The sequence below is a fragment of the Streptomyces sp. T39 genome, assembly GCF_008042045.1.
In the GTDB taxonomy this organism is placed as follows: Bacteria; Actinomycetota; Actinomycetes; order Streptomycetales; family Streptomycetaceae; genus Streptomyces.
On the sequence record NZ_RDBP01000012.1, the window covers coordinates 2,186,738 to 2,206,661 of the forward strand.

Sequence of the window (19,924 nt, forward strand, 5' to 3'; positions counted from 1 at the left end):
ACCCTGCCCTCCTGCCCGCCGACAGGTCCCCGCCCTGCCCTCCCGGCTCCGTTTCCCGCCAAGGAGAGTGCGTCATCAACGCGTCCAGTCCGTCAACGCCGCCGGCTGCTGCCGTAGAACTGCGCGGCATCACCAAGCGCTTCCCCGGTGTCATCGCCAACCACGACATCGACATCACCATCCGCCGGGGCACCGTGCACGCCCTCGTCGGTGAGAACGGTGCCGGGAAGTCGACCCTGATGAAGATCCTCTACGGCATGCAGAAGCCGGACGAGGGCACCATCACCGTCGACGGCGACCAGGTCAGCTTCTCCAGCCCCGGCGAGGCCATCGCCCGCGGCATCGGCATGGTCCACCAGCACTTCATGCTGGCCGACTACCTCACCGTGCTGGAGAACGTCGTCCTCGGGGCCGAGAAGCTCCACGGCATCGGTGCGGCAGCCCGCAAGAAGATCAAGGAGATCTCGGAGGCGTACGGTCTCAACGTCCGCCCCGACGCGGTCGTCGAGCAGCTCGGCGTCGCCGACCGGCAGCGCGTGGAGATCCTCAAGGTCCTCTACCGCGGCGCCCGCACGCTGATCCTCGACGAGCCGACCGCCGTGCTCGTCCCGCAGGAGGTCGACGCGCTCTTCGCCAACCTGCGCGAGCTCAAGGCGGAGGGCCTGACGGTCATCTTCATCTCGCACAAGCTCGGCGAGGTGCTCTCCGTCGCGGACGAGATCACCGTCATCCGCCGCGGCACCACGGTCGGCACGGCCGACCCGAAGTCGACCACGACCAAGCAGCTCGCCGAGCTGATGGTCGGCAGCGAACTGCCCTCCCCCGAGACCCGCGAGTCGACGGTCACCGACGTCCCGATGCTGACGGTCGACGCCCTGCGGCTCACCGAGACGGACCCGGACGGCATCGTCCGCGAGGTGCTGGACGGCATCGGCTTCACCATCCACAAGGGCGAGGTCATGGGCATCGCCGGCGTGGAGGGCAACGGCCAGACCGAGCTCATCGAGTCCCTGATCGGCCTGCGCGACCCCGACAGCGGCGTCATCAGCCTCGACGGCGCGGACATCTCGCACGCGCCCACCCGCAAGCGGCGCGAGGGCGGCATCGGCTACATCCCCGAGGACCGCCACCGGCACGGCCTGCTGCTGGAGTCCCCGCTGTGGGAGAACCGCATCCTCGGCCATGTCACCGAGGCCCCCAACAGCAAGCGGGGGCTGCTCGACCTCAAGGCGGCCCGCAAGGACACCGAGCGGATCGTGCGCGAGTACGACGTGCGCACCCCCGGCATCGAGGTCACCGCCGCCTCGCTGTCCGGCGGCAACCAGCAGAAGCTGATCGTCGGCCGCGAGATGAGCCACACGCCCAAGCTGCTGATCGCCGCCCACCCGACGCGCGGCGTCGACGTCGGCGCGCAGGCGCAGATCTGGGACCAGATCCGCGAGGCACGCCGCGAGGGCCTGGCGGTCCTGCTGATCTCCGCGGACCTGGACGAGCTGATCGGACTCTCCGACACCCTGCGGGTCATGTACCGCGGCCGACTGGTCGCCGACGCCGACCCCGCCACGATCACCCCCGAGGAGCTGGGCTCGGCCATGACCGGCGCCGCGAGCGGTCACCTCGAAGCAGACGAGCAGCCCGAGAACGGTGAGGCCCGATGAAGAAGTTCGACAAGGACCGGCTGCTCCTGGGCCTGGCCGGCCCGGTGCTCGCGCTGGTCGTGGCCTTCCTGCTCACCACGGTGGTGCTGGTCCTCTCGGACCTCGACCCGTTCGAGCCGTACCAGCTGATGGTCGAGCAGATCGAGTTCACCGACGTGCAGGTGCTCGTCCTGAACCAGACCGGCACCTACTACCTCGCCGCTCTCGCCGTGGCCATCGGCTTCCGGATGAACCTGTTCAACATCGGCGTCGACGGGCAGTACCGCCTCGCGGTCATGCTCGCCGCCGTCGTCGGCGCCTCCGTGGAGCTGCCCGGCCCGCTGCACATCCTGCTGATCGTGCTCGTCGCCATGGGCGTCGGCGCGTTCTGGGCGGGTATCGCCGGTGTCCTCAAGACCACCCGCGGCGTCAGCGAGGTCGTCTCCACGATCATGCTGAACGCGATCGCCACCAGCCTCATCGCCTGGATGATCCTTCCCGCCAACCTGGGCGAGCAGGTCAAGGGCTCCAACGAGTTCACCACCGGGGAGATCCCCGAGTCCGGCTGGTTCCCCGGCGTCGACTTCGACGGCAGCACCATCTACGGCTTCACCTTCGTCGCCTTCGCGATGGGCATCGTCTACTGGTTCGTCCTCAACCGCACCCGGTTCGGCTTCGACCTGCGCGCCAGCGGCGCCAGCCAGTCGGCCGCCCAGGCCAGCGGCGTCGACGCCAAGAAGATGGTGCTGACCGCCATGCTGATCTCCGGCGCCGTCGCGGGCCTCGCCGGCCTGCCGCTGCTGCTGGGCAGCACCCACACCTACAGCCTGAGCTTCCCGGTCGGCGTCGGCTTCACCGGCATCACCATCGCGCTGCTCGGCCGCAACAGCCCCGTCGGCATCTTCTTCGCGGCCCTGCTGATCGCCTTCCTCGACAAGACCGCCGAGGGCATCGGCATCGCCGGCTACCCGAAGGAGATCGCCCTGATCATGCAGGGCCTGATCGTGATCTCGGTGGTCGTCTCCTACGAGCTGGTCCGCCAGTACGGCCTGCGCCGCCAGCAGCAGAAGGTCGGCGAGGAACTGGCCGCCCAGGCCCGGAAGAACAAGGAAGAGGTCGCCCTGTGAGCGACGCACACGCGGCCGCCGGGCCGCAGACGACCATGCACGCCGCGCCCTCGCGCCGCGCGGCCGGATCAGCGATCGAAGCGAGGACGGCATGAGCGAGTCCACGAGCACGGTCTCGATGGCGAGCACCGCGCCCAAGAAGGGCGGCGGCCGCCGCAAGCTGTCCCTGCCCGTCGTCCTGCTGATCGTGGCGGGAGGACTGCTGCTGTTCTCCCTGGTCCGCGTGATCAGCGGGGCGAACGACCTCACGTCGACCGGCCAGGTCTCCGGAGCGCTCCAGCTGGCGGTTCCCATCGGTCTCGCGGGCCTCGGCGGCCTGTGGGCCGAGCGCGCGGGCGTCGTCAACATCGGTCTCGAGGGCATGATGATCCTCGGCACCTGGTTCGGCGCCTGGGCCGGCTACCAGGCCGGCCCCTGGACGGGCGTCCTCGTCGGCATCCTGGGCGGCGCGCTCGGCGGTCTGCTGCACGCCGTCATGACGGTGACGTTCAACGTGAACCACATCGTCTCCGGTGTCGCCATCACCATCCTGGCGACGGGCTTCACCCGCTACCTCTCGAACTTCACGTTCGCCGAGGCCGAGGGCGGCTCCTCGAAGCAGTCCCCCCGCATCGAACAGATCACCGACATCACGATCCCCGGCCTGTCGGACTGGCTGTCCGACCTCCAGGCCAAGCACTGGTTCTTCGTCTCCGACATCGCCGGAGTGCTGGGCGGTCTGGTCACCAACCTGTCGCTGCTCACCGTCGTCGCCCTGCTGCTCGTCCCGGGCACCTGGTGGGTGCTGTGGCGCACGGCGTTCGGCCTGCGGCTGCGCTCCTGCGGCGAGAACCCGGTCGCCGCCGAGTCGCTCGGCGTCAACGTCTACAAGTACAAGTACATCGCCGTCATCGTCTCCGGCGGGCTGGCCGGTCTCGGCGGCGCCTTCCTCGCCATCGTCTCCACCGGCATCTACCAGGAGGGCCAGACCGGCGGCCGCGGCTACATCGGTCTCGCCGCGATGATCTTCGGCAACTGGATGCCCGGCGGACTGGCGCTCGGCGCGGGCCTGTTCGGCTTCACCGACAGCCTCAAGCTGCGCGGCGGCGCCGAGAACGTCCACGCGATGCTGCTCCTGCTGGCGATCCTGCTGGTCCTGGCCTTCGCCTGGCAGCTGTACAAGAAGAAGCACTGGCAGGGCGCGATCTGCCTGGCCGTGGCCGCCGGTCTGTACGCCTGGTACGCGCTGACGGACACGCTGCCCAGCCAGTTCGTGGACGCCGCCCCGTACGTGACCACGCTGCTGGTCCTCGCGCTGTCCGCACAGCGATTGCGGATGCCGAAGGCCGACGGTCTGCCCTACCGGAGAGGCCAGGGCAAGTGACGGCGCCGGCCTGCGGCTGGGAGGCCCTGAGGGAGCGGGCGCGCGAGGCCATGTCGCACGCGTACGCGCCGTACTCGGGCTTCCCGGTCGGGGCCGCCGCCGTCGTCGACGACGGACGGATCGTCGCCGGCTGCAACGTCGAGAACGCCAGTTACGGCCTCGGGCTCTGCGCGGAGTGCGGACTGGTGTCCCAGCTGCAGGCCACCGGCGGCGGGCGGCTCACGCACTTCAGCTGCGTGGACGGCCACGGCGAGCCGCTGGTGCCGTGCGGGCGCTGCCGTCAGCTGCTGTACGAATTCGGCGGGCCGGCCCTGCTGCTGGACACCCCCGAGGGCGTGCTGTCGCTCTCCGAGATGCTCCCGCAGGCGTTCGGACCCGGCCATCTGCGCTGATCCGCCCGACTCCCGCGGCCCTTCCGCTCCGGTGGAAGGGCCGCTCCCATACCCTTGCTCTATGCGCGTAGATCCGTGTTCTGCGCGCAGGATCCACTCTGGAGGAAATGCCATGGACGTCATCTCCGTCATCCGCACCAAGCGCGACCGGGGCGAACTGAGCGACGAGCAGATCGACTGGGTCATCGACGCCTACACGCGCGGTGCGGTCGCCGACGAGCAGATGTCCGCCCTGGCGATGGCCATCCTGCTCAACGGCATGAACCGCCGCGAGATCGCCCGCTGGACCGCCGCGATGATCGCCTCCGGCGAGCGCATGGACTTCTCCGCGCTCGCCCGGCCCACCGCCGACAAGCACTCCACCGGCGGCGTCGGCGACAAGATCACCCTGCCGCTGGCGCCCCTCGTCGCCGCCTGCGGAGCGGCCGTGCCCCAGCTGTCCGGCCGCGGCCTCGGCCACACCGGCGGCACCCTCGACAAGCTGGAGTCCATCCCCGGCTGGCGCGCACTGCTCTCCAACGAGGAGATGCTGCACGTCCTCGACACCACCGGCGCCGTGATCTGCGCCGCCGGCGACGGGCTCGCCCCCGCCGACAAGAAGCTCTACGCGCTCCGCGACGTCACCGGCACCGTCGAGGCCATCCCGCTGATCGCCTCCTCGATCATGTCCAAGAAGATCGCCGAAGGCACCGGCTCCCTCGTCCTCGACGTCAAGTGCGGCACCGGCGCCTTCATGAAGAACCTCGACGACGCCCGCGAGCTCGCCTCCACCATGGTCGGCCTCGGCACCGACAGCGGTGTGCGCACCGTCGCCCTGCTCACCGACATGTCCACCCCGCTGGGCCTCACCGCGGGCAACGCGCTGGAGGTCCGCGAATCCGTCGAGGTGCTCGCCGGCGGCGGCCCGGCCGACGTGGTCGAGCTGACCCTCGCCCTCGCCCGCGAGATGCTGGACGCGGCCGGCGTGAAGGACGCCGACCCGGCGAAGGCGCTCGCCGACGGCTCCGCCATGGACGTCTGGCGCCGGATGATCGCGGCCCAGGGCGGCGACCCGGACGCGGCCCTGCCGGTCGCCCGCGAGCAGCACGTCGTCACCGCCCCGTCCTCGGGCGTGCTCACCCGCCTCGACGCGTACGACGTCGGCATCGCCGCCTGGCGCCTCGGCGCGGGCCGCGCCCGCAAGGAGGACCCGGTGCAGGCGGGCGCGGGCGTCGAGCTCCACGCCAAGCCCGGCGACACCGTCACGGCCGGGCAGCCGCTGATGACGCTGCACACGGACACGCCCGACAAGTTCGACTACGCGCTGGGGTCCCTGACGTCGGCGTACGACATCGCCCCCGCGGGCACGGCGTACGAGGCGCGGCCCGTGGTGCTGGAGCGCATCGCCTGACCCGCGGACGGCCCCTGCGCAGCCGGGGGACCGGCCGCCGATGACTTCTCGGGCGGCGGCCGGTCACCCCCATGTGGACGCCGAGCAGACGATCGTCATGCGCATCGCCGGGGGACTCTCCCCGGCCGATGCGCCACGCCTGTCCGAGGAACTGCGCGAGAGACTGAGGCGACGCCTCCGGGACGACGGGCCCCCGGAGGCACCGCCCGACCGCTGCGGGCCCGGGCGGCCGCCCGTGACGGTCGACGTCGCCGGGCTGACCCGGATCGACCTGGCCGTCGTCGAGACGCTGGCCCGGCTCCAGCTCACCGCCCGCCGCCAGGGCACCCGCATCGAGCTCGCCGGGGCCGGGCCGGAGCTGATGCTCCTGCTCGGTCTGGTCGGTCTCTCCGGACCCGCCGGCATCGGCGAGAGCCCCCGGGCGGGCCCGGGGGAGTGACCTGCCGCCGCGGGCGGGCGCCCGGCGCCCGCCCGCGGCACGTCCTACGCGACGACCGGGGCGCCGTCCTTGTCCAGCCGGGCCGGCAGGTCGAAGAGCGGGAACCAGCGCTTGGTGTCGAGGAAGAAGTCCATCCCGCCCACCATCCCGTCCCGCAGCTCCAGGACGATCAGGGCCCACGGCTCGTAGCCGTCGCCCTCCTGGCTCGGGTGGTAGTGCGCGAAGGCCGGGGCGCCGTTGGCCACCGTCGGCACCAGCCGCGATCCCCGGCAGACCTCGCCGACGCCCAGCATCCAGCCCACGATGTCGTCGTGACCGCGCAGCCACAGGTCGTACGGCGGCATGGACATCGTCGCGTCCTCGTGGAGGAGCGCCGTCAGCGCCTTCATGTCGTACCCCTCGAAGGCCGCCACATAGCGGTCCAGCAGCGCCTGCTGCTCCGCGTCGAGCGGGTCGGCCGCGTCGGAGGCGCCCGGCCGCTGCTCCGCCAGCGTCGCGCGCGCCCGCTGGAGCGCGCTGTTGACGGAGGCGACCGACGTGCCCAGCAGCTCCGCCGTCTCGCTCGCCTTCCAGGCCAGCACCTCGCGCAGGATGAGCACCGCCCGCTGCTTGGGCGGCAGATGCTGGAGCGCGGCGACGAACGCCAGCCGGATCGTCTCCCGCTCCACCGCAGTCTCCGCCGGGTCGGCCACCGACGGCAGCACCCGCCCGTCCGGCACCGGCTCCAGCCAGGTGACCTCCGGACGGGCGTTGAGCTGGGCCTGGGCGACCGGGGTCGCGGCGGTCAGGTCCATCGGGCGGGCGCGGCGGTTGCCGGCGTTCAGCATGTCGAGGCAGACGTTCGTCGCGATGCGGTACAGCCACGACCGCAGCGACGAACGCCCCTCGAAGGTGCCGATGCTGCGCCACGCGCGCACCATCGTGTCCTGGACCGCGTCCTCGGCCTCGAAGGAGGACCCCAGCATGCGGTAGCAGTAGCCGGTCAGTTCCCGGCGGTGCTGCTCCAGTCTGGAATCGAGATCCTGCGTCGCGAGGTCGCTCATGGTCCACCCCTGTCACCCGTCGGCACCGGCCCTGTGGAACCTACCGGAGAGGACCGACAACGGGGTCGGGTCCCGGGCTCACGCCCGTCATCAGGTGCCGGGCTTGCGCCCGTAGACGTACACGTCGTCGCCGTTCCTCAGCTTGTTCCAGTATGCCTTCGCGTCGGCGGGCCGCATATTGACGCAACCCCCGGACCCCGGCGGGTTGTACATCGACTTCGTGACCGAGTGGAAGGCCTGGCCGCCGTCGAAGAACTGCGAATACGGCATCCGGACCTTGTAGATCGTCGACCAGTGGTTGATGTTCCGCCAGTAGATCTTCTTGAGGCCCGTGCGGGTCTCGGTGCCGTTCTTGCCGGTGCGCACCGGCACGGGACCGTAGACCAGCTTCTTGCCGTCCTGGATCCACGACAGCTGACGCGTCAGGTCCACGCACGCGATGCGGCCCTTGTTCGTCGGACACGTGCCGGCCTTGTTCGGGTTCTTCCCGGCCGCGCGCTGCTGGAGCATCGTGTTCATCGTGCGCCAGGTGATCGGACCGGCGTAGCCGATCGTCGGCGTGATCCCGTGCTGCGACTGGAACGCCCGGATCGCCTTGCAGTCGGCGGCCGACTGCCGGCCGTCGGCCGTGCGCCCCAGGAACTTCTCGACCTGCTTCTGGTACGGCCCCGTCGACGTCGTGCACGACGCCGCGTGCGCGGTCCCACCGCCCAGGACCGCGGTGAGCGGTACCAGAAGGCCGGTGAGACCCAGCACGATGCCTATTTGTCCTGATCTGCCCCTCATTGCCCCCAACTCCCCTTTGCATGCTTTCCGGTTGGGACGTTCTGCCGGGTGAGACACACTAAGGGGAGTCGCAGTTGCAGGGACAGCGGGCGTATTCCGGCTACGCCGTCGCGAGGCCGCGCTCCTGGACCCGGGCCGCGTACGTCCCGTACAGGGTGAGGCCCACCACGCCCACCACGGCCAGCAGCCCCAGGGCCACGGTGCCCGGCCAGCCGCCCGCGTGGAACGCCACCGCGCCCAGCGTGCCGCCCGCGCTGCTGCCCAGGTAGTACGCCGACTGGTACAGCGCCGACGCCTGGGCCCGGCCCGTCCGCGCCGTGCGGCTCACCGACGACGAGGCCACGGCGTGACCCGCGAAGAACCCCGCGGTGATCAGCACCAGCCCGAGCAGCACCGGCACCAGCGAGCCGGCCAGCGACAGCAGCAGCCCCGCCGCCGTGGTCGTCACCGCCAGGTACAGCGCCCCGCGCCGCCCCAGCCGGGCCACCAGCCGGCCCGCCGCCGCCGACGAGACCGTGCCCACCAGGTAGACCAGGAAGATCGAGCCGATCACGCCCTGCGGCAGGCTGAACGGCTCCTCCACCAACCGGTAGCCGATCACCGTGTACACCGCGCCGAACACCGTCATGAACAGGGCGCCGATCGCGTACAGCCGCATCAGCAGCGGATCGGCGAGGTGCCCGCGGACCGTCCGCGCCAGCGTGCGCGGGCTCAGCGTGCCCGGTGTGAAGTTCCGGGCCGCCGGCAGCATGGCCCGGAACACCAGCGCGCACACCAGCGCCAGCACGCCGACCGTCGCGAGCGCGACCCGCCAGCCGCCGAACTGCGCGACCCACCCCGTCAGGATGCGTCCGCTCATGCCGCCGATGCTGTTGCCCGCCACGAACAGGCCGATCGCGCCGACCAGCGCCTTGGGCCGGACCTCCTCCGCCAGGTACGCCATCGCCGAGGCGGGCAGCCCCGCCAGCGCGGCGCCCTGCAGGGCGCGCAGCGCCACCAGCGACTCCAGGTTCGGCGCGAGCGGCACCAGCAGGCCGAGCACGACCGCCACCGCCAGCGACGCGCGCATCACGGTGGTCCGCCCGTACCGCTCGGACAGCGCGCTCATCGGGAGCACGCACAGGGCCAGCGCGCCGGTCGCCGCCGACACCGTCCAGCTCGCCGCGCCCGCGCTCACGCCGAAGCCGGCGGAGACGGCGGGCAGCAGCGCCTGCGTGGAGTAGAGGAGCGCGAAGGTCGCCATACCGGCGGCGAAGAGCGCGAAGCTCATCCGGCGGTAGCCGGGGGCGCCGGGGGAGAGCCGGGAGTCGGCGGGGGACGTCCGCTCGTCGGCGGGGAGTGTCCCCGTCTCGGCGGACGGGGACGGCGAGGCGGCGCCCAGGGTGGTGGGCGCCTTGGTACTGGCGGAAGGCATACCCCGAACGTAGGCCCACGCTTTTCATGCGTCCAATGCATGGAATGGCCATAATCGTTCCCATGGTGCATGAACGCAGCTCAGGGAACCGGCTGTCACGCGGTAGTTACGTAGAACACGAAGCACACGACGACGACACCGTCCTCCGGCTCGCGCCGCGCCTCGCGTACTTCGCCGGCGTCGCCCGCCACGAGCATGTGACCCGTGCCGCACAGGAGATGGGCGTGCCCCAGTCGACCCTCTCCCGCGCGATCGTCCGCCTGGAGGCCGACCTCGGGGTGACCCTCTTCGCCCGGCGAGGCCGCACGGTCTCCCTGACCCCCGCCGGACGCACCTTCCTCGCCTCCGTCGAACGCGCCCTCGCCGAGGTGGAGCGCGCCGCCGACTCCGTCCGTGCCGACGCCGACCCCGGCGCGGGCCGGGTCGCCTTCGGCTTCCTGCACACCATGGGGTCCGAGACCGTCCCCTCGCTCATCCGCGCCTTCCGGGCCGACCACCCGCGCATCCGCTTCACCCTCGTCCAGAACTACGGGGAGGCGATGCTCGAACGGCTCCGCGCGGGCGAACTCGACCTCTGCCTCACGTCACCCGTTCCCGACGCCCCCGACCTGGTCGCCCGCCGCCTCGACGAGCAGCGCCTGCGGCTGGTCGTCCCGGACGACCACCGCCTCGCCTCCCGCAAGCGCGTCCGCCTCGCCGAGGCCGCCGACGAAACCTTCGTCACCCTCGAACCGGGGTACGGCCTGCGCCGCATCACCGACGACCTGTGCGCGGAGGCGGGGTTCACACCCCGGGTCGCCTTCGAGGGCGAGGAGGCGGAGACGCTGCGCGGGCTCGTCGCGGCGGGGCTCGGCGTCGCCCTGCTGCCACCGCCGGCGGTGGCGCGCCCGGGCGTCGTGGAACTGACGGTGACCGCGCCGAGGGCCGTCCGCGAGATCGGTCTCGCCTGGCTCGACGGCCACCCGGACACGCCGCCGGTGGCGGCGTTCAAGCGGTTTCTGCTGTCGCGGAGGGGGGCGTTGCTGCCGTAAGGGGGGGTTGCGCGGGCCGGGTTGGTTTCGCCTGGGGTTGCCGGCCCCGTGCCGGCCGGTGGTCGCGCACCCCCGCTGCGCGCGGGTGTCCTCAAGCGCCGGACGGGCTGTTGTGGTGCGGGGTTCGTCCGCCCCGGGCCGGCCGGTGGTCGCAGCACGGCCTGCGGCCGTGTCCTCAAGCGCCGGACGGGCTGGGGTTGCCCGGTGTGGGCCGGGTCCGTGGGGTGGAGGTCCCGGGGCGCTSCGGGGGRYTGGGCGGGCGAGGCTCGCCCGGMGTTGGCCSGTCCCTAGCGCAACGACGTTTTATCGCCCGCACACACCCCCGCAGCGCCCCAACGGCACACARCCGACCSGGCCACYCCCAGGCAACCCCAGCCCGTCCGGCGCTTGAGGACACCCGCGCGCAGCGGGGGTGCGAGCGACCACCGGCCCGCACCCGCACGGGGCGGACGAACCCGAATCGCAACAGCCCGCCCGGCGCTTGAGGACACCCGCGCGCAGCGGGGGTGCGAGCGACCACCGGCCCGCACCCGCACGGGGCGGACGAACCCGCACCACAACAGCCCGTCCGGCGCTTGAGGACACGGCCGCAGGCCGTGCTGCGATCGCCCGCACACACCCCCGCAGCGCCCCAACGGCACACATCCGACCGGGCCACGCCCAGGCAACCCCAGCCCGTCCGGCGCTTGAGGACACCCGCGCGCAGCGGGGGTGCGAGCGACCACCGGCCCGCACCCGCACGGGGCGGACGAACCCGAATCGCAACAGCCCGCCCGGCGCTTGAGGACACCCGCGCGCAGCGGGGGTGCGAGCGACCACCGGCCCGCACCCGCACGGGGCGGACGAACCCGCACCACAACAGCCCGTCCGGCGCTTGAGGACACGGCCGCAGGCCGTGCTGCGACCACCGGCCCGCACGAGGCGAACGAACCTCAAAACAAAGCCCCACGCCCCCAGAGGCGCAAGCCGCAACACCCCCGGAACCAGGAGGCCCCCCGACAGTCAGCGCACCCCGAACCCCGCCGCGAGCGGCATCCGCAACCCCAGGGGCGGCGGAGCCGCCAGCGCGTCGGCGACCGGGCGGGCGTAGTGGCGGGCGTACATCGAGCCGAGGACGAAGTCCGCCGCCAGGGCCAGGACTTCGTCCTGGTACTGGCGGAGCGCATGCCCGTCCGAGTGGACCTCGAAGCGGCACGTGTCCCGGTTGGACTTCTTCGCGCGTTCGGCGAGCCGGTAGGACAGCTCCGGGTCCGTGGCCCGGTCGTTCGTGCCGTGCACGATCAGCACGCGCCGTCCGTTGAGCTGGGCCACCGGCTCCGCCGCGGCGGCCACGTCGTCCTCGGGCAGCCAGGGGGCCAGTGCCAGCACGGAGTTGACCGCGGGGTGGCCGGCGGCGCGCAGGGCGGCACGCCCGCCCATGCCGTGGCCGGCGAGGCAGACGGGCACGTCTCCGTGGCGGCGTACGACCTCCTCGGCCGCCCAGGTGGCGTCCGCCGCGAGATGCGCGTCGGCGCCGTTCCAGCCTCGGGTGCGGTAGCGGACCCGGTGGACCAGCAGACCCTCCGAACGCCCGGCCCGGGCCAGCGCGCGGCCGAGGGGGAGGACCGCCGCGTAGGAGAGGGCGGACGCCCGGCGTTCGGATTCGGCCTCCCCGTCGGGAAGCAGCAGGACCACCCCGGTCACGGCGGGATCGGCCGGGTCGGCGGCGTCCGCGGAGCCCGCCGGCCCTCCGGGGGAGCGGGCGGGGAGCCCGAGGCGCCCCGGGAGTCCGCCGAGCCGGGCCTGCCGGGGGACCCGGCCCCCCTGCGCCGTGCGGTCGACCGTCGTGTCACGGGGGCTCGTCGGCTCTGCCCGACGCCCCCACCAGCGGGGCAGCGCATGGTGTGCCATGGCCCAACATTCTCAGAAGGCCAGGTGTACTCCATCCGTACGCGCGGTCACTGTTACATATCGGCGGTGGGCAATCTACGCGCGTAGGCGCTACAGTGCGAAGATGACGAGCCAGACCCTTGTTCCGCCCACCGGGGACCAGATCCGCCGCGCCCCGAAGGTGCTGCTCCACGACCACCTCGACGGTGGTCTGCGCCCGGGCACGATCATCGACCTCGCCCGCGAGTCCGGATACACGGGCCTGCCCGAGACCGAGCCCGACAAGCTGGGCATCTGGTTCCGTGAGGCCGCCGACTCCGGCTCCCTGGAGCGCTACCTGGAGACGTTCGCGCACACCTGCGCCGTCATGCAGACCCGCGAGGCCCTCGTCCGTGTCGCCGCCGAGTGCGCCGAGGACCTCGCCGAGGACGGCGTCGTCTACGCCGAGGTCCGTTACGCCCCCGAGCAGCATCTGGAGGGCGGGCTGACCCTGGAGGAGGTCGTCGAGGCGGTCAACGAGGGCTTCCGGGAGGGCGAGCGGCGGGCCCGCGAGAACGGTCACCGCATCCGCGTCGGCGCCCTGCTGACCGCCATGCGCCACGCCGCGCGGGCGCTGGAGATCGCCGAGCTGGCGAACCGTCACCGCGACACCGGAGTCGTCGGCTTCGACATCGCGGGCGCCGAGGCCGGCTTCCCGCCCACCCGGCACCTCGACGCGTTCGAATACCTGAAGCGCGAGAACAACCACTTCACCATCCACGCCGGCGAGGCGTTCGGCCTGCCGTCGATCTGGCAGGCGCTCCAGTGGTGCGGGGCGGACCGCCTCGGTCACGGTGTGCGGATCATCGACGACATCACGATCGCGGAGGACGGCTCCGTGAAGCTCGGCCGCCTCGCGGCCTACGTGCGCGACAAGCGGATCCCGCTGGAGATGTGCCCGACGTCGAACCTCCAAACCGGCGCGGCCGACTCGTACAAGGACCACCCCATCGGTCTGCTGCGCAAGCTGCACTTCCGGGCCACGGTCAACACGGACAACCGTCTGATGAGCGGCACCAGCATGAGCCGTGAATTCGAGCTGCTGACCGAGGCTTTCGGATACACGCTCGACGACATGCAGTGGTTCACCGTCAATGCGATGAAGTCCGCATTCATTCCTTTCGATGAACGCCTGGCGATGATCAACGATGTGATCAAGCCGGGATACGCGGAACTCAAGTCGGCCTGGCTGTTCCAGCAGACCGCCACGACCGGGAACTGAGCGCCCTCGGCCCCGTGGCCGCCCTTTACCGCGAAGCGGCCGGAGACGTCAATCTCCGGCCGCTTCGCGGTGTTTGCGGGGGCTGTGCGAAGCTGACTAGCTTGCGGAGCCGCTCATGTTTCCGTCCCCGAGGAATTTCTCTGATGAAGCAGACCGCAAAGACTCTCGGTACCGCCGCTCTCGGTGCCGCGTTCGCCGCTGCCGCCGCCGGCACCGCGTCGGCCGCGCCGGCGCTGCCCGACGCGACCGGCCTGCTCGGTCCCGTCTCCCAGGTCGCACCCGTCCAGGAGGTGGCGACCAAGCTCCCGGCCGGAGCCCCGCAGGCCCTGACCGGCGCGGCGTCCACGCTGCCCGGCGCCCTCCAGGAGGCCACCGGCGACACGCTCTCCAGCGACAACGCCGCAGCGCCGGTCACCGGTCTGCTCGGCGGTCTGCCGGCGGGTGAGCTCGGCGGCGGTCTGCCCGGGCCGCTCGGCGGCTGACGCCTTCACCGTGCCGCGGGGCGTGCATCCGAACCGGGTGTACGCCCCGCGGCGTTGTGCCAGGATCGCCGCCATGCGTGTCACGACCGCCCCGACGACCCTGCTCGCCGCCTGTGCGCTGCTGGCCGTCACCGCCTGCACCTCCGGCGGCGACGGCCGCGCGGACGCCGAACCGTCCGCGTCCCCTGCGGCCGTCCGCCCGGGCGCGGCGGCCTCCCGTGCCGCCCTGGTCCCGCCGACGCGGGACCAGTTGGAGCGCGCGGCCCTCACCGGTGGCGACCTGTCCGGTTTCCAGGTCCTGTCCGGCCGCGGCGGCATAGCGCCCGAGGGCCGTCCCGTGTCCGACCGCGAGGAGTGCGGGCCTCTCGCCGACGCGATGGGGGACCGGGTCGATCCCCGCGCCCTGCACACCGCCGAACGCGGCCTCGGCTCCCTGGAGAGCCTCGGTCTCGCGGTATCGGTCTCGCTCGGCTCCTACCGGCCGGCCGACGCGGACGACGTGTTGAAGGGGATCGAGCGGGCGCTCGCCGTCTGCGGCGACGGCTTCCGGGCCACGCTCGACGGCAGCGACGCCGCGTACCGCGCGGTGCGGCGGGACCCCTTCGCCGCCCGCGGCGCCGACGACGCCGTCGGCTGGACGGCCACCTGCTCCGCGAAGGGTCTCGACATGGTGCTGCACCTGGTCGTCGTCCGCGAGGGCGCCGCCGTCGTGCGGTTCATGGCGCTCGACCTGGCGGGCGCCAAGCCCTCCAGGGTCCCGCAGCAGGTCGTGGACGAGCAGCTGGCCAAGCTCGGCCGGGTGCTCGCCGGCTGACACCGGGCGCCCGCCGGCCCGGCTCACCAGGCCGGGGACGCCTGCTTCCCGGACGGCAGGAGGAACCACAGGGCGATGTAGAGCAGGAACTGCGGGCCGGGCAGCAGACACGAGGCGAGGAAGACGATCCGCATCGTCGTGGCCGATGTGCCGAACCGCTGTGCCAGCGCGGCGCACACTCCGCCGAGCATGCGGCCTTCGCGGGGTCGGGTGATCGCGGCCATGGTGGGCTCCTTCACGAGTCGGTCCCGGGAGCCTCTCGGTGTGCTCCCGACACCTCCATCGTCGCGCCGCACAGGGGGGCGAACCGTCGCTCTACGGGGCGATCCCGACCCTGGGAATCGTCGGGGTCGCACCCCTGGTGCCCTCGTCCCCGAGCAGGGCCCCGGTCTCCTTCCCGAGGGTGCCCCCGGGGCGTGCGGCCGAGCCCTTCGGCCGCAGCAGACGGCGGCGCAGCCGGGCCCGGCAGGCGGGGACCACGGCGAGGTGCGCGAGCGCCACGCCCGTGGTGTTCAGCAGCAGCGAGTCGACGTCGACGACCTGGCCGGGCACCGCGGTCTGGAGCAGTTCGATGCCGAGCGAGAGCAGCGCGCCGGCCGCGACGGTACGGGTCAGGGAGGCCCAGGGCGAGACGGCCAGCCGTCCGCCGGCCATCGGCAGCAGCACACCGAGCGGCGCGAGCAGCAGCAGCCCCTCCCCGATGTGCCGCAGGCCCTCCACGAGGCCGGCGTCCAGGGACGTCCGGATCCCGGCGAGCGGCTCCAGATTCGCGGCGGTCACCCACAGTACGTCGCGTGGACGGAGCGTCACCCATGCGACGAGCAGCAGGTGGGCGACGAGGAGTACGAGCCCCGCCGTGCGGAAGTGGATGGCGGCACTGCCGCCCGAGCCTTGACGCTGCACGACACCCAAGACGCCCGCATCCCGCGGATCGGTTCCCGGGCGGGTGCCGGCCCCGGTGGGCCGGCACCCGTTCAGCCCGCCGACGACGGCCGGGCCGGGGCGGGCACCAGGGACTCCGGGCGTTCCTTCACCGAGGCCGGACACGTGTAAGCGCGCGGCGCCCAGTCGCCGGGGCCGCCCAGCAGCACCGCGCCGTCCGTCGCCGCCCGGCTCTCCATCAGGGTGCACACCAGCTGCGCCAGCGCCTCGGCCGGCAGGTCCTCGGGCTGGCGGTTGAGCCGCAGGGTGCCGGCCGGGTCGTTGCCGCGGGCGTCGCTCAGCAGCAGCGGACCGCGGACCCAGGTGACGAAGCCCGCCTCGTGCTCCGCGGGCAGCGGCTGCTGCTGGAGTTCGTCGACCAGCGCCTGCGCCTCCCCGACCCGGCTGCTCGCCGCCTCGTCCTCCGGCGTCGCGACCGTGCGGTCGACGGCGACCAGCTGCGAGGCGCACACCAGGTACACCTGCACGGGCACGGCGGTCCGTCCCGCCTGCGGCACCACCTCGGTGGCGGACACCTCGCAGGGCACCCGCGACGGCGCGGGCCCGGCGTCGACCGGGATCTGGGTGGGCCGGATCCCGCAGCCCGCCAGCGCGAGGCCGGCGAGGACGAGTGCGGCGGGGACGAGGCCCCGGTGCGGACGTGTCATCGCGCCTCCTCCTCGCCGTGCGCCGCGTCCGGGCCCGCGGACTCCCGGCCGGTGCCGTGCCCCTCGCCGCCCGTGTCACCGGATTCGGCGGCCTCGCAGTCCGCGGCCGCCGATCCGTCGTGGGGGAGGCGCAGGACGAAGACGGCGCCGTCGCCGTCCGGGGAGTTGGCGGCGGTGATGTCGCCCCCGTGGATATGGGCGTTCTCCATGGCGATGGACAGCCCGAGACCGCTGCCCTCGGACCGCGGGCGCGAGGCGCTCGCCTTGTAGAAGCGGTCGAAGACGTGCGGCAGCACCTCCTCGGGGATGCCCGGTCCGTGGTCGCGCACCTCGATCAGCAGCTCGGTGTCGCCGGGCCGCACCGAGACCCGCACCGGGGAGCCGCCGTGCTTGAGGGCGTTGCCGATGAGGTTGGCGAGGATGACATCGAGCCGGCGCGGGTCGAGGCGGGCCATGATCCCGCGCTCGGCGTCGAGTTCGACCGCGTCCAGCCACGCCCGGGCGTCGATGCACGCGGTGACCTGGTCGGCCACGTCCACGGTGTCCAGCACCAGCCGCGCGGTGCCCGCGTCGAAGCGGGTGACCTCCATCAGGTTCTCCACGAGGTCGTACAGCCGGCGGGTCTCGCTGACCACGAGGTTCACCGCGGGGGCGATCATCGGGTCGAGCGAGTCGGCCTCGTCCTCCAGGACCTCGGTCACCGCCGTGAGCGCGGTCAGCGGCGTACGCAGCTCGTGGGACATGTCGGCGACGAAGCGCCGGCTCGACTCCTCCCGCGCGCTCATGTCCGCGACCTTCTTCTCCAGCGACTCGGCGGTGTTGTTGAACGTCCTTGCCAGTTCGGCCAGTTCGTCCGTGCCCGAGACCCGCAGCCGGGTGTCGAGCTTGCCCTCGCCGAGCCGCTGCGCCGCCTCGCCGAGCCGGTGCACCGGCTTGAGCACCGTGGTGGCCGCGGCCTGGGCGAGCAGCGCCGAACCGATCAGCGCGAGCAGGGTGGCGATCGCCAGCGACCAGCCCAGCGAGGCCAGGTCCTCGCGCTCCTGGCCGAGCGACTTCAGCAGGTAGCCGGTCGGGCCGCCCCCGACGATCCGGGTGCCGCCGACGAGATAGGGCGCGCCGCCGCGGTCGATGCGCTGCCAGTACAGGTGGTACGGGGCCGAGTTGCCCGCGGCGATCTCCAGCCGGTCGTCGATCGCGTCCCTGAGCGACTGGGGCACGTCCTCCAGGGTGAAGTCGTCCCGGTCGGAGACGCCGGTGATCGGCTTGCCCTCGTCGCGCTCGCCGATCAGCACCACGCTGTAGTCGCCGCCGGTGGCCATCTGCTCGGCGGCGTTCTGGAGTTCGGTCTGGGTGGGACGCAGCGGCAGCGCCGCGGCCCGGTTCTGCATCTCCCGCCGGAAGTCGTCGAGGGCCGCGTCCTGGGTGCGGGTGAGCACCGCCTCGCGGTTGAGCCAGTAGGCGATGCCGGACGCCGAGACCGCCGCCGTCAGCGCCACCAGGGCGAAGACGACGACGAGGCGCAGCCGCAGGCTGGTCAGACGGAGGCCGGCGAGTATGCCGCGCCCCGGGGCACCGCTCACCCGGCGGTCCCGTGTACCGGCCACGGAGAGGTGACGTCGTGCCCGTGGATCACTGCGGTACGTCCAGCCGGTAGCCGACACCGCGCACCGTGCGGATCAGGGTGGGGGAGGACGGCACGTCCTCCACCTTGGCCCGCAGCCGCTGCACACAGGCGTCCACCAGACGCGAGTCGCCCAGGTAGTCGTGCTCCCACACCAGCCGCAGCAACTGCTGCCGGGACAGGGCCTGCCCGGGCCGCCGGCTGAGTTCCAGCAGCAGCCGCAGCTCGGTCGGCGTGAGCTGGAGGTCGTCGCCGTTCTTGGTGACGGTCATCGCGGACCGGTCGATGACCAGTGATCCGAAGGTCGCCGAATCGGTCGACTCCCGCTCGCCGCGGCGCAGCACGGCACGGATGCGGGCGTCCAGCACCCGTCCCTGCACCGGTTTGACGACGTAGTCGTCGGCGCCGGACTCGAGTCCGACGACGACGTCGATGTCGTCGCTGCGGGCGGTCAGCAGGATGATCGGCAGCTGATCGGTGCGCCTGATGCGGCGGCACACCTCGAAGCCGTCGATACCGGGCAGCATCACATCCAGTACGACCAGATCCGGCCGCTGCTCGCGCAGCAGCTGGAGACCGTCCTCTCCCGTCGCCGCGGTGGCCACACGGTGGCCCTGGCGGGACAGGGAGAGTTCGAGGGCCGTGCGGATGGCGTCGTCGTCCTCGATCAGCAACAGGAAAGGCACGGGCCCATTCTGGCCCATGGGCAGCGCGGGGACGACTCCCCCGGAGCATCACCGGTTGCGAAGACCTCTGTGACGTGCCTGTGACAATCGGCGGACACCGCGATGAAAGTGCCCGGGCAGAGTTCTCATCACACGGAACGACCGGACTCCAATCGACGGGGGGCGCGAGATGAACGCACTGCACAGCACGGCCTCAAGCGCAGTTGTCACGCGTCTCCACGACGTCGTGAGGGGACCGGAGAAGTCCGGCGCCGTGACCGGACGGGGGTGCGTTCGCGGCGCCGGGCGGCAGCACAAGGCGCCGTACATGGCGGTTGTCGATGCCGCGGAGGGGACCGGGCGGTCGGCGTACGGAGAGGCATCGGGGGAGCCGGCGTCCCTGTCGGAGGCGGAGTTCACCGCCTACGTCCAGGAACGCCGCGCCTCTCTGTACGCGACCGCCTACCACCTGACCGGTGACCGGTTCGAGGCCGAGGACCTGCTGCAGAGCGCGCTGTTCTCGACCTACCGGGCGTGGGACCGGATCAGCGACAAGGCGGCGGTCGGCGGCTACCTGCGCCGCACCATGACCAACCTGCACATCAGCGCCTGGCGCCGGCGCAAGCTCAACGAGTACCCCACGGAGGAGCTGCCGGAGACGGCGGGCGACAACGACGCGATGCGGGGCACCGAGCTGCGCGCGGTCCTGTGGCAGGCGCTCGCCAGGCTCCCCGAACTCCAGCGCACGATGCTGGTCCTTCGCTACTACGAGGGTCGCACCGACCCGGAGATCGCGGACATCCTGGACATCAGTGTCGGCACGGTGAAGTCGAGCATCTGGCGGTCCCTCCGCCGGCTGCGCGAGGACGAGGTCCTCAGCTTCGGCCGTGACGAGGAGGAGTCCTTCGGCGAGCTGGTGGCCTGAGGACGGGACGCCGCGTCGGGGGAGGCGGCGGAACGGGGAGGGATCCACGGGGGAACGGGGATCCCGGGGGAAACAC

The 19,924-nt window shown here is 72.4% G+C and carries 20 protein-coding genes; 11 read left to right on the forward strand and 9 right to left on the reverse strand.

Translation table 11 applies throughout. From position 1 onward, the window contains the following. Positions 1-74: 74 nt before the first annotated feature. From EAO77_RS10950 to EAO77_RS10975, 6 genes are all read left to right on the forward strand, one after another. The gene (locus EAO77_RS10950) at positions 75-1,658 is read left to right on the forward strand and encodes an ABC transporter ATP-binding protein (protein WP_187283259.1); all 1,584 of its coding nucleotides are present in this window, start codon (positions 75-77) and stop codon (positions 1,656-1,658) included. After that, positions 1,655-2,764, forward strand: coding sequence for an ABC transporter permease (locus tag EAO77_RS10955; protein ID WP_147987814.1), 1,110 nt, complete (start codon positions 1,655-1,657; stop codon positions 2,762-2,764). Before EAO77_RS10950 ends, EAO77_RS10955 begins: the two co-directional genes overlap by 4 nt. A 91-nt stretch (positions 2,765-2,855) precedes the next feature. Continuing rightward, complete coding sequence (locus tag EAO77_RS10960) at positions 2,856-4,127, forward strand: ABC transporter permease (protein ID WP_147987815.1); 1,272 nt, start codon at positions 2,856-2,858, stop codon at positions 4,125-4,127. Then, entirely contained in the window at positions 4,124-4,519 is a 396-nt protein-coding gene (locus EAO77_RS10965; RefSeq protein WP_147987816.1) for a cytidine deaminase, read from the forward strand. The genes EAO77_RS10960 and EAO77_RS10965 overlap by 4 nt, the downstream gene beginning before the upstream one ends. Positions 4,520-4,631: 112 nt before the next feature. Beyond that, positions 4,632-5,909, forward strand: a complete 1,278-nt coding sequence (locus tag EAO77_RS10970) for a thymidine phosphorylase (RefSeq protein ID WP_147987817.1) — start codon at positions 4,632-4,634, stop codon at positions 5,907-5,909. A gap of 40 nt (positions 5,910-5,949) precedes the next feature. Next, positions 5,950-6,348 (forward strand): STAS domain-containing protein, encoded by a 399-nt coding sequence (locus tag EAO77_RS10975; RefSeq protein WP_261993862.1) that lies wholly within the window; start codon positions 5,950-5,952, stop codon positions 6,346-6,348. A 44-nt stretch (positions 6,349-6,392) separates the two neighbouring features. On the opposite strand, the gene EAO77_RS10980 is transcribed toward EAO77_RS10975, so the two are convergent. The 3 genes from EAO77_RS10980 to EAO77_RS10990 form a co-directional block, all read right to left on the reverse strand. Continuing rightward, positions 6,393-7,391, reverse strand: coding sequence for a sigma-70 family RNA polymerase sigma factor (locus EAO77_RS10980; RefSeq protein WP_147987818.1), 999 nt, complete (start codon positions 7,389-7,391; stop codon positions 6,393-6,395). 90 nt (positions 7,392-7,481) lie between these two features. After that, a complete protein-coding gene (locus EAO77_RS10985; protein ID WP_147987819.1) occupies positions 7,482-8,177 on the reverse strand; it encodes a L,D-transpeptidase family protein in 696 nt (231 codons plus the stop codon). A 100-nt stretch (positions 8,178-8,277) separates the two neighbouring features. Then, complete coding sequence (locus EAO77_RS10990) at positions 8,278-9,591, reverse strand: MFS transporter (protein WP_147987820.1); 1,314 nt, start codon at positions 9,589-9,591, stop codon at positions 8,278-8,280. A 62-nt stretch (positions 9,592-9,653) separates the two neighbouring features. Between EAO77_RS10990 and EAO77_RS10995 the strand changes: the two genes are divergently transcribed. After that, a complete protein-coding gene (locus EAO77_RS10995) occupies positions 9,654-10,622 on the forward strand; it encodes a LysR family transcriptional regulator (protein ID WP_147987821.1) in 969 nt (322 codons plus the stop codon). 1,002 nt (positions 10,623-11,624) lie between these two features. On the opposite strand, the gene EAO77_RS11000 is transcribed toward EAO77_RS10995, so the two are convergent. Beyond that, positions 11,625-12,296, reverse strand: coding sequence for an alpha/beta hydrolase (locus tag EAO77_RS11000; RefSeq protein ID WP_147989077.1), 672 nt, complete (start codon positions 12,294-12,296; stop codon positions 11,625-11,627). A gap of 319 nt (positions 12,297-12,615) precedes the next feature. Between EAO77_RS11000 and EAO77_RS11005 the strand changes: the two genes are divergently transcribed. The 3 genes from EAO77_RS11005 to EAO77_RS11015 all read left to right on the forward strand — a co-directional run bounded on the left by EAO77_RS11005 (position 12,616) and on the right by EAO77_RS11015 (position 15,048). Then, positions 12,616-13,752: an adenosine deaminase gene (locus tag EAO77_RS11005; RefSeq protein ID WP_147987822.1), complete on the forward strand. Its 1,137-nt coding sequence runs from the start codon at positions 12,616-12,618 to the stop codon at positions 13,750-13,752. A gap of 143 nt (positions 13,753-13,895) precedes the next feature. Further along, a complete protein-coding gene (locus EAO77_RS11010) occupies positions 13,896-14,234 on the forward strand; it encodes an ATP-binding protein (protein WP_147987823.1) in 339 nt (112 codons plus the stop codon). A 73-nt stretch (positions 14,235-14,307) separates the two neighbouring features. Beyond that, entirely contained in the window at positions 14,308-15,048 is a 741-nt protein-coding gene (locus EAO77_RS11015; RefSeq protein WP_147987824.1) for a hypothetical protein, read from the forward strand. Between the two features lie 23 nt (positions 15,049-15,071). Here the strand turns inward: EAO77_RS11015 and EAO77_RS11020 are convergent, their stop codons facing one another. The 5 genes from EAO77_RS11020 to afsQ1 form a co-directional block, all read right to left on the reverse strand. Beyond that, positions 15,072-15,272 carry a PspC domain-containing protein gene (locus tag EAO77_RS11020; protein ID WP_147987825.1) on the reverse strand — a complete coding sequence of 67 codons (201 nt, stop codon included), beginning with the start codon at positions 15,270-15,272 and terminating at the stop codon, positions 15,072-15,074. A gap of 91 nt (positions 15,273-15,363) precedes the next feature. Beyond that, complete coding sequence (locus EAO77_RS11025; RefSeq protein ID WP_147987826.1) at positions 15,364-15,951, reverse strand: VanZ family protein; 588 nt, start codon at positions 15,949-15,951, stop codon at positions 15,364-15,366. 71 nt (positions 15,952-16,022) lie between these two features. Then, positions 16,023-16,637, reverse strand: coding sequence for a hypothetical protein (locus tag EAO77_RS11030; protein WP_147987827.1), 615 nt, complete (start codon positions 16,635-16,637; stop codon positions 16,023-16,025). Beyond that, the gene (locus EAO77_RS11035; RefSeq protein WP_147987828.1) at positions 16,634-18,217 is read right to left on the reverse strand and encodes a sensor histidine kinase; all 1,584 of its coding nucleotides are present in this window, start codon (positions 18,215-18,217) and stop codon (positions 16,634-16,636) included. The genes EAO77_RS11030 and EAO77_RS11035 overlap by 4 nt, the downstream gene beginning before the upstream one ends. Positions 18,218-18,266: 49 nt before the next feature. Further along, complete coding sequence (gene afsQ1, locus EAO77_RS11040; protein WP_187283180.1) at positions 18,267-18,944, reverse strand: two-component system response regulator AfsQ1; 678 nt, start codon at positions 18,942-18,944, stop codon at positions 18,267-18,269. Between the two features lie 169 nt (positions 18,945-19,113). Here afsQ1 and EAO77_RS11045 point away from each other — a divergent pair, with 169 nt between their 5' ends. Beyond that, positions 19,114-19,848 (forward strand): SigE family RNA polymerase sigma factor, encoded by a 735-nt coding sequence (locus EAO77_RS11045; RefSeq protein WP_147987830.1) that lies wholly within the window; start codon positions 19,114-19,116, stop codon positions 19,846-19,848. The last annotated feature ends 76 nt before the right edge of the window (positions 19,849-19,924 follow it).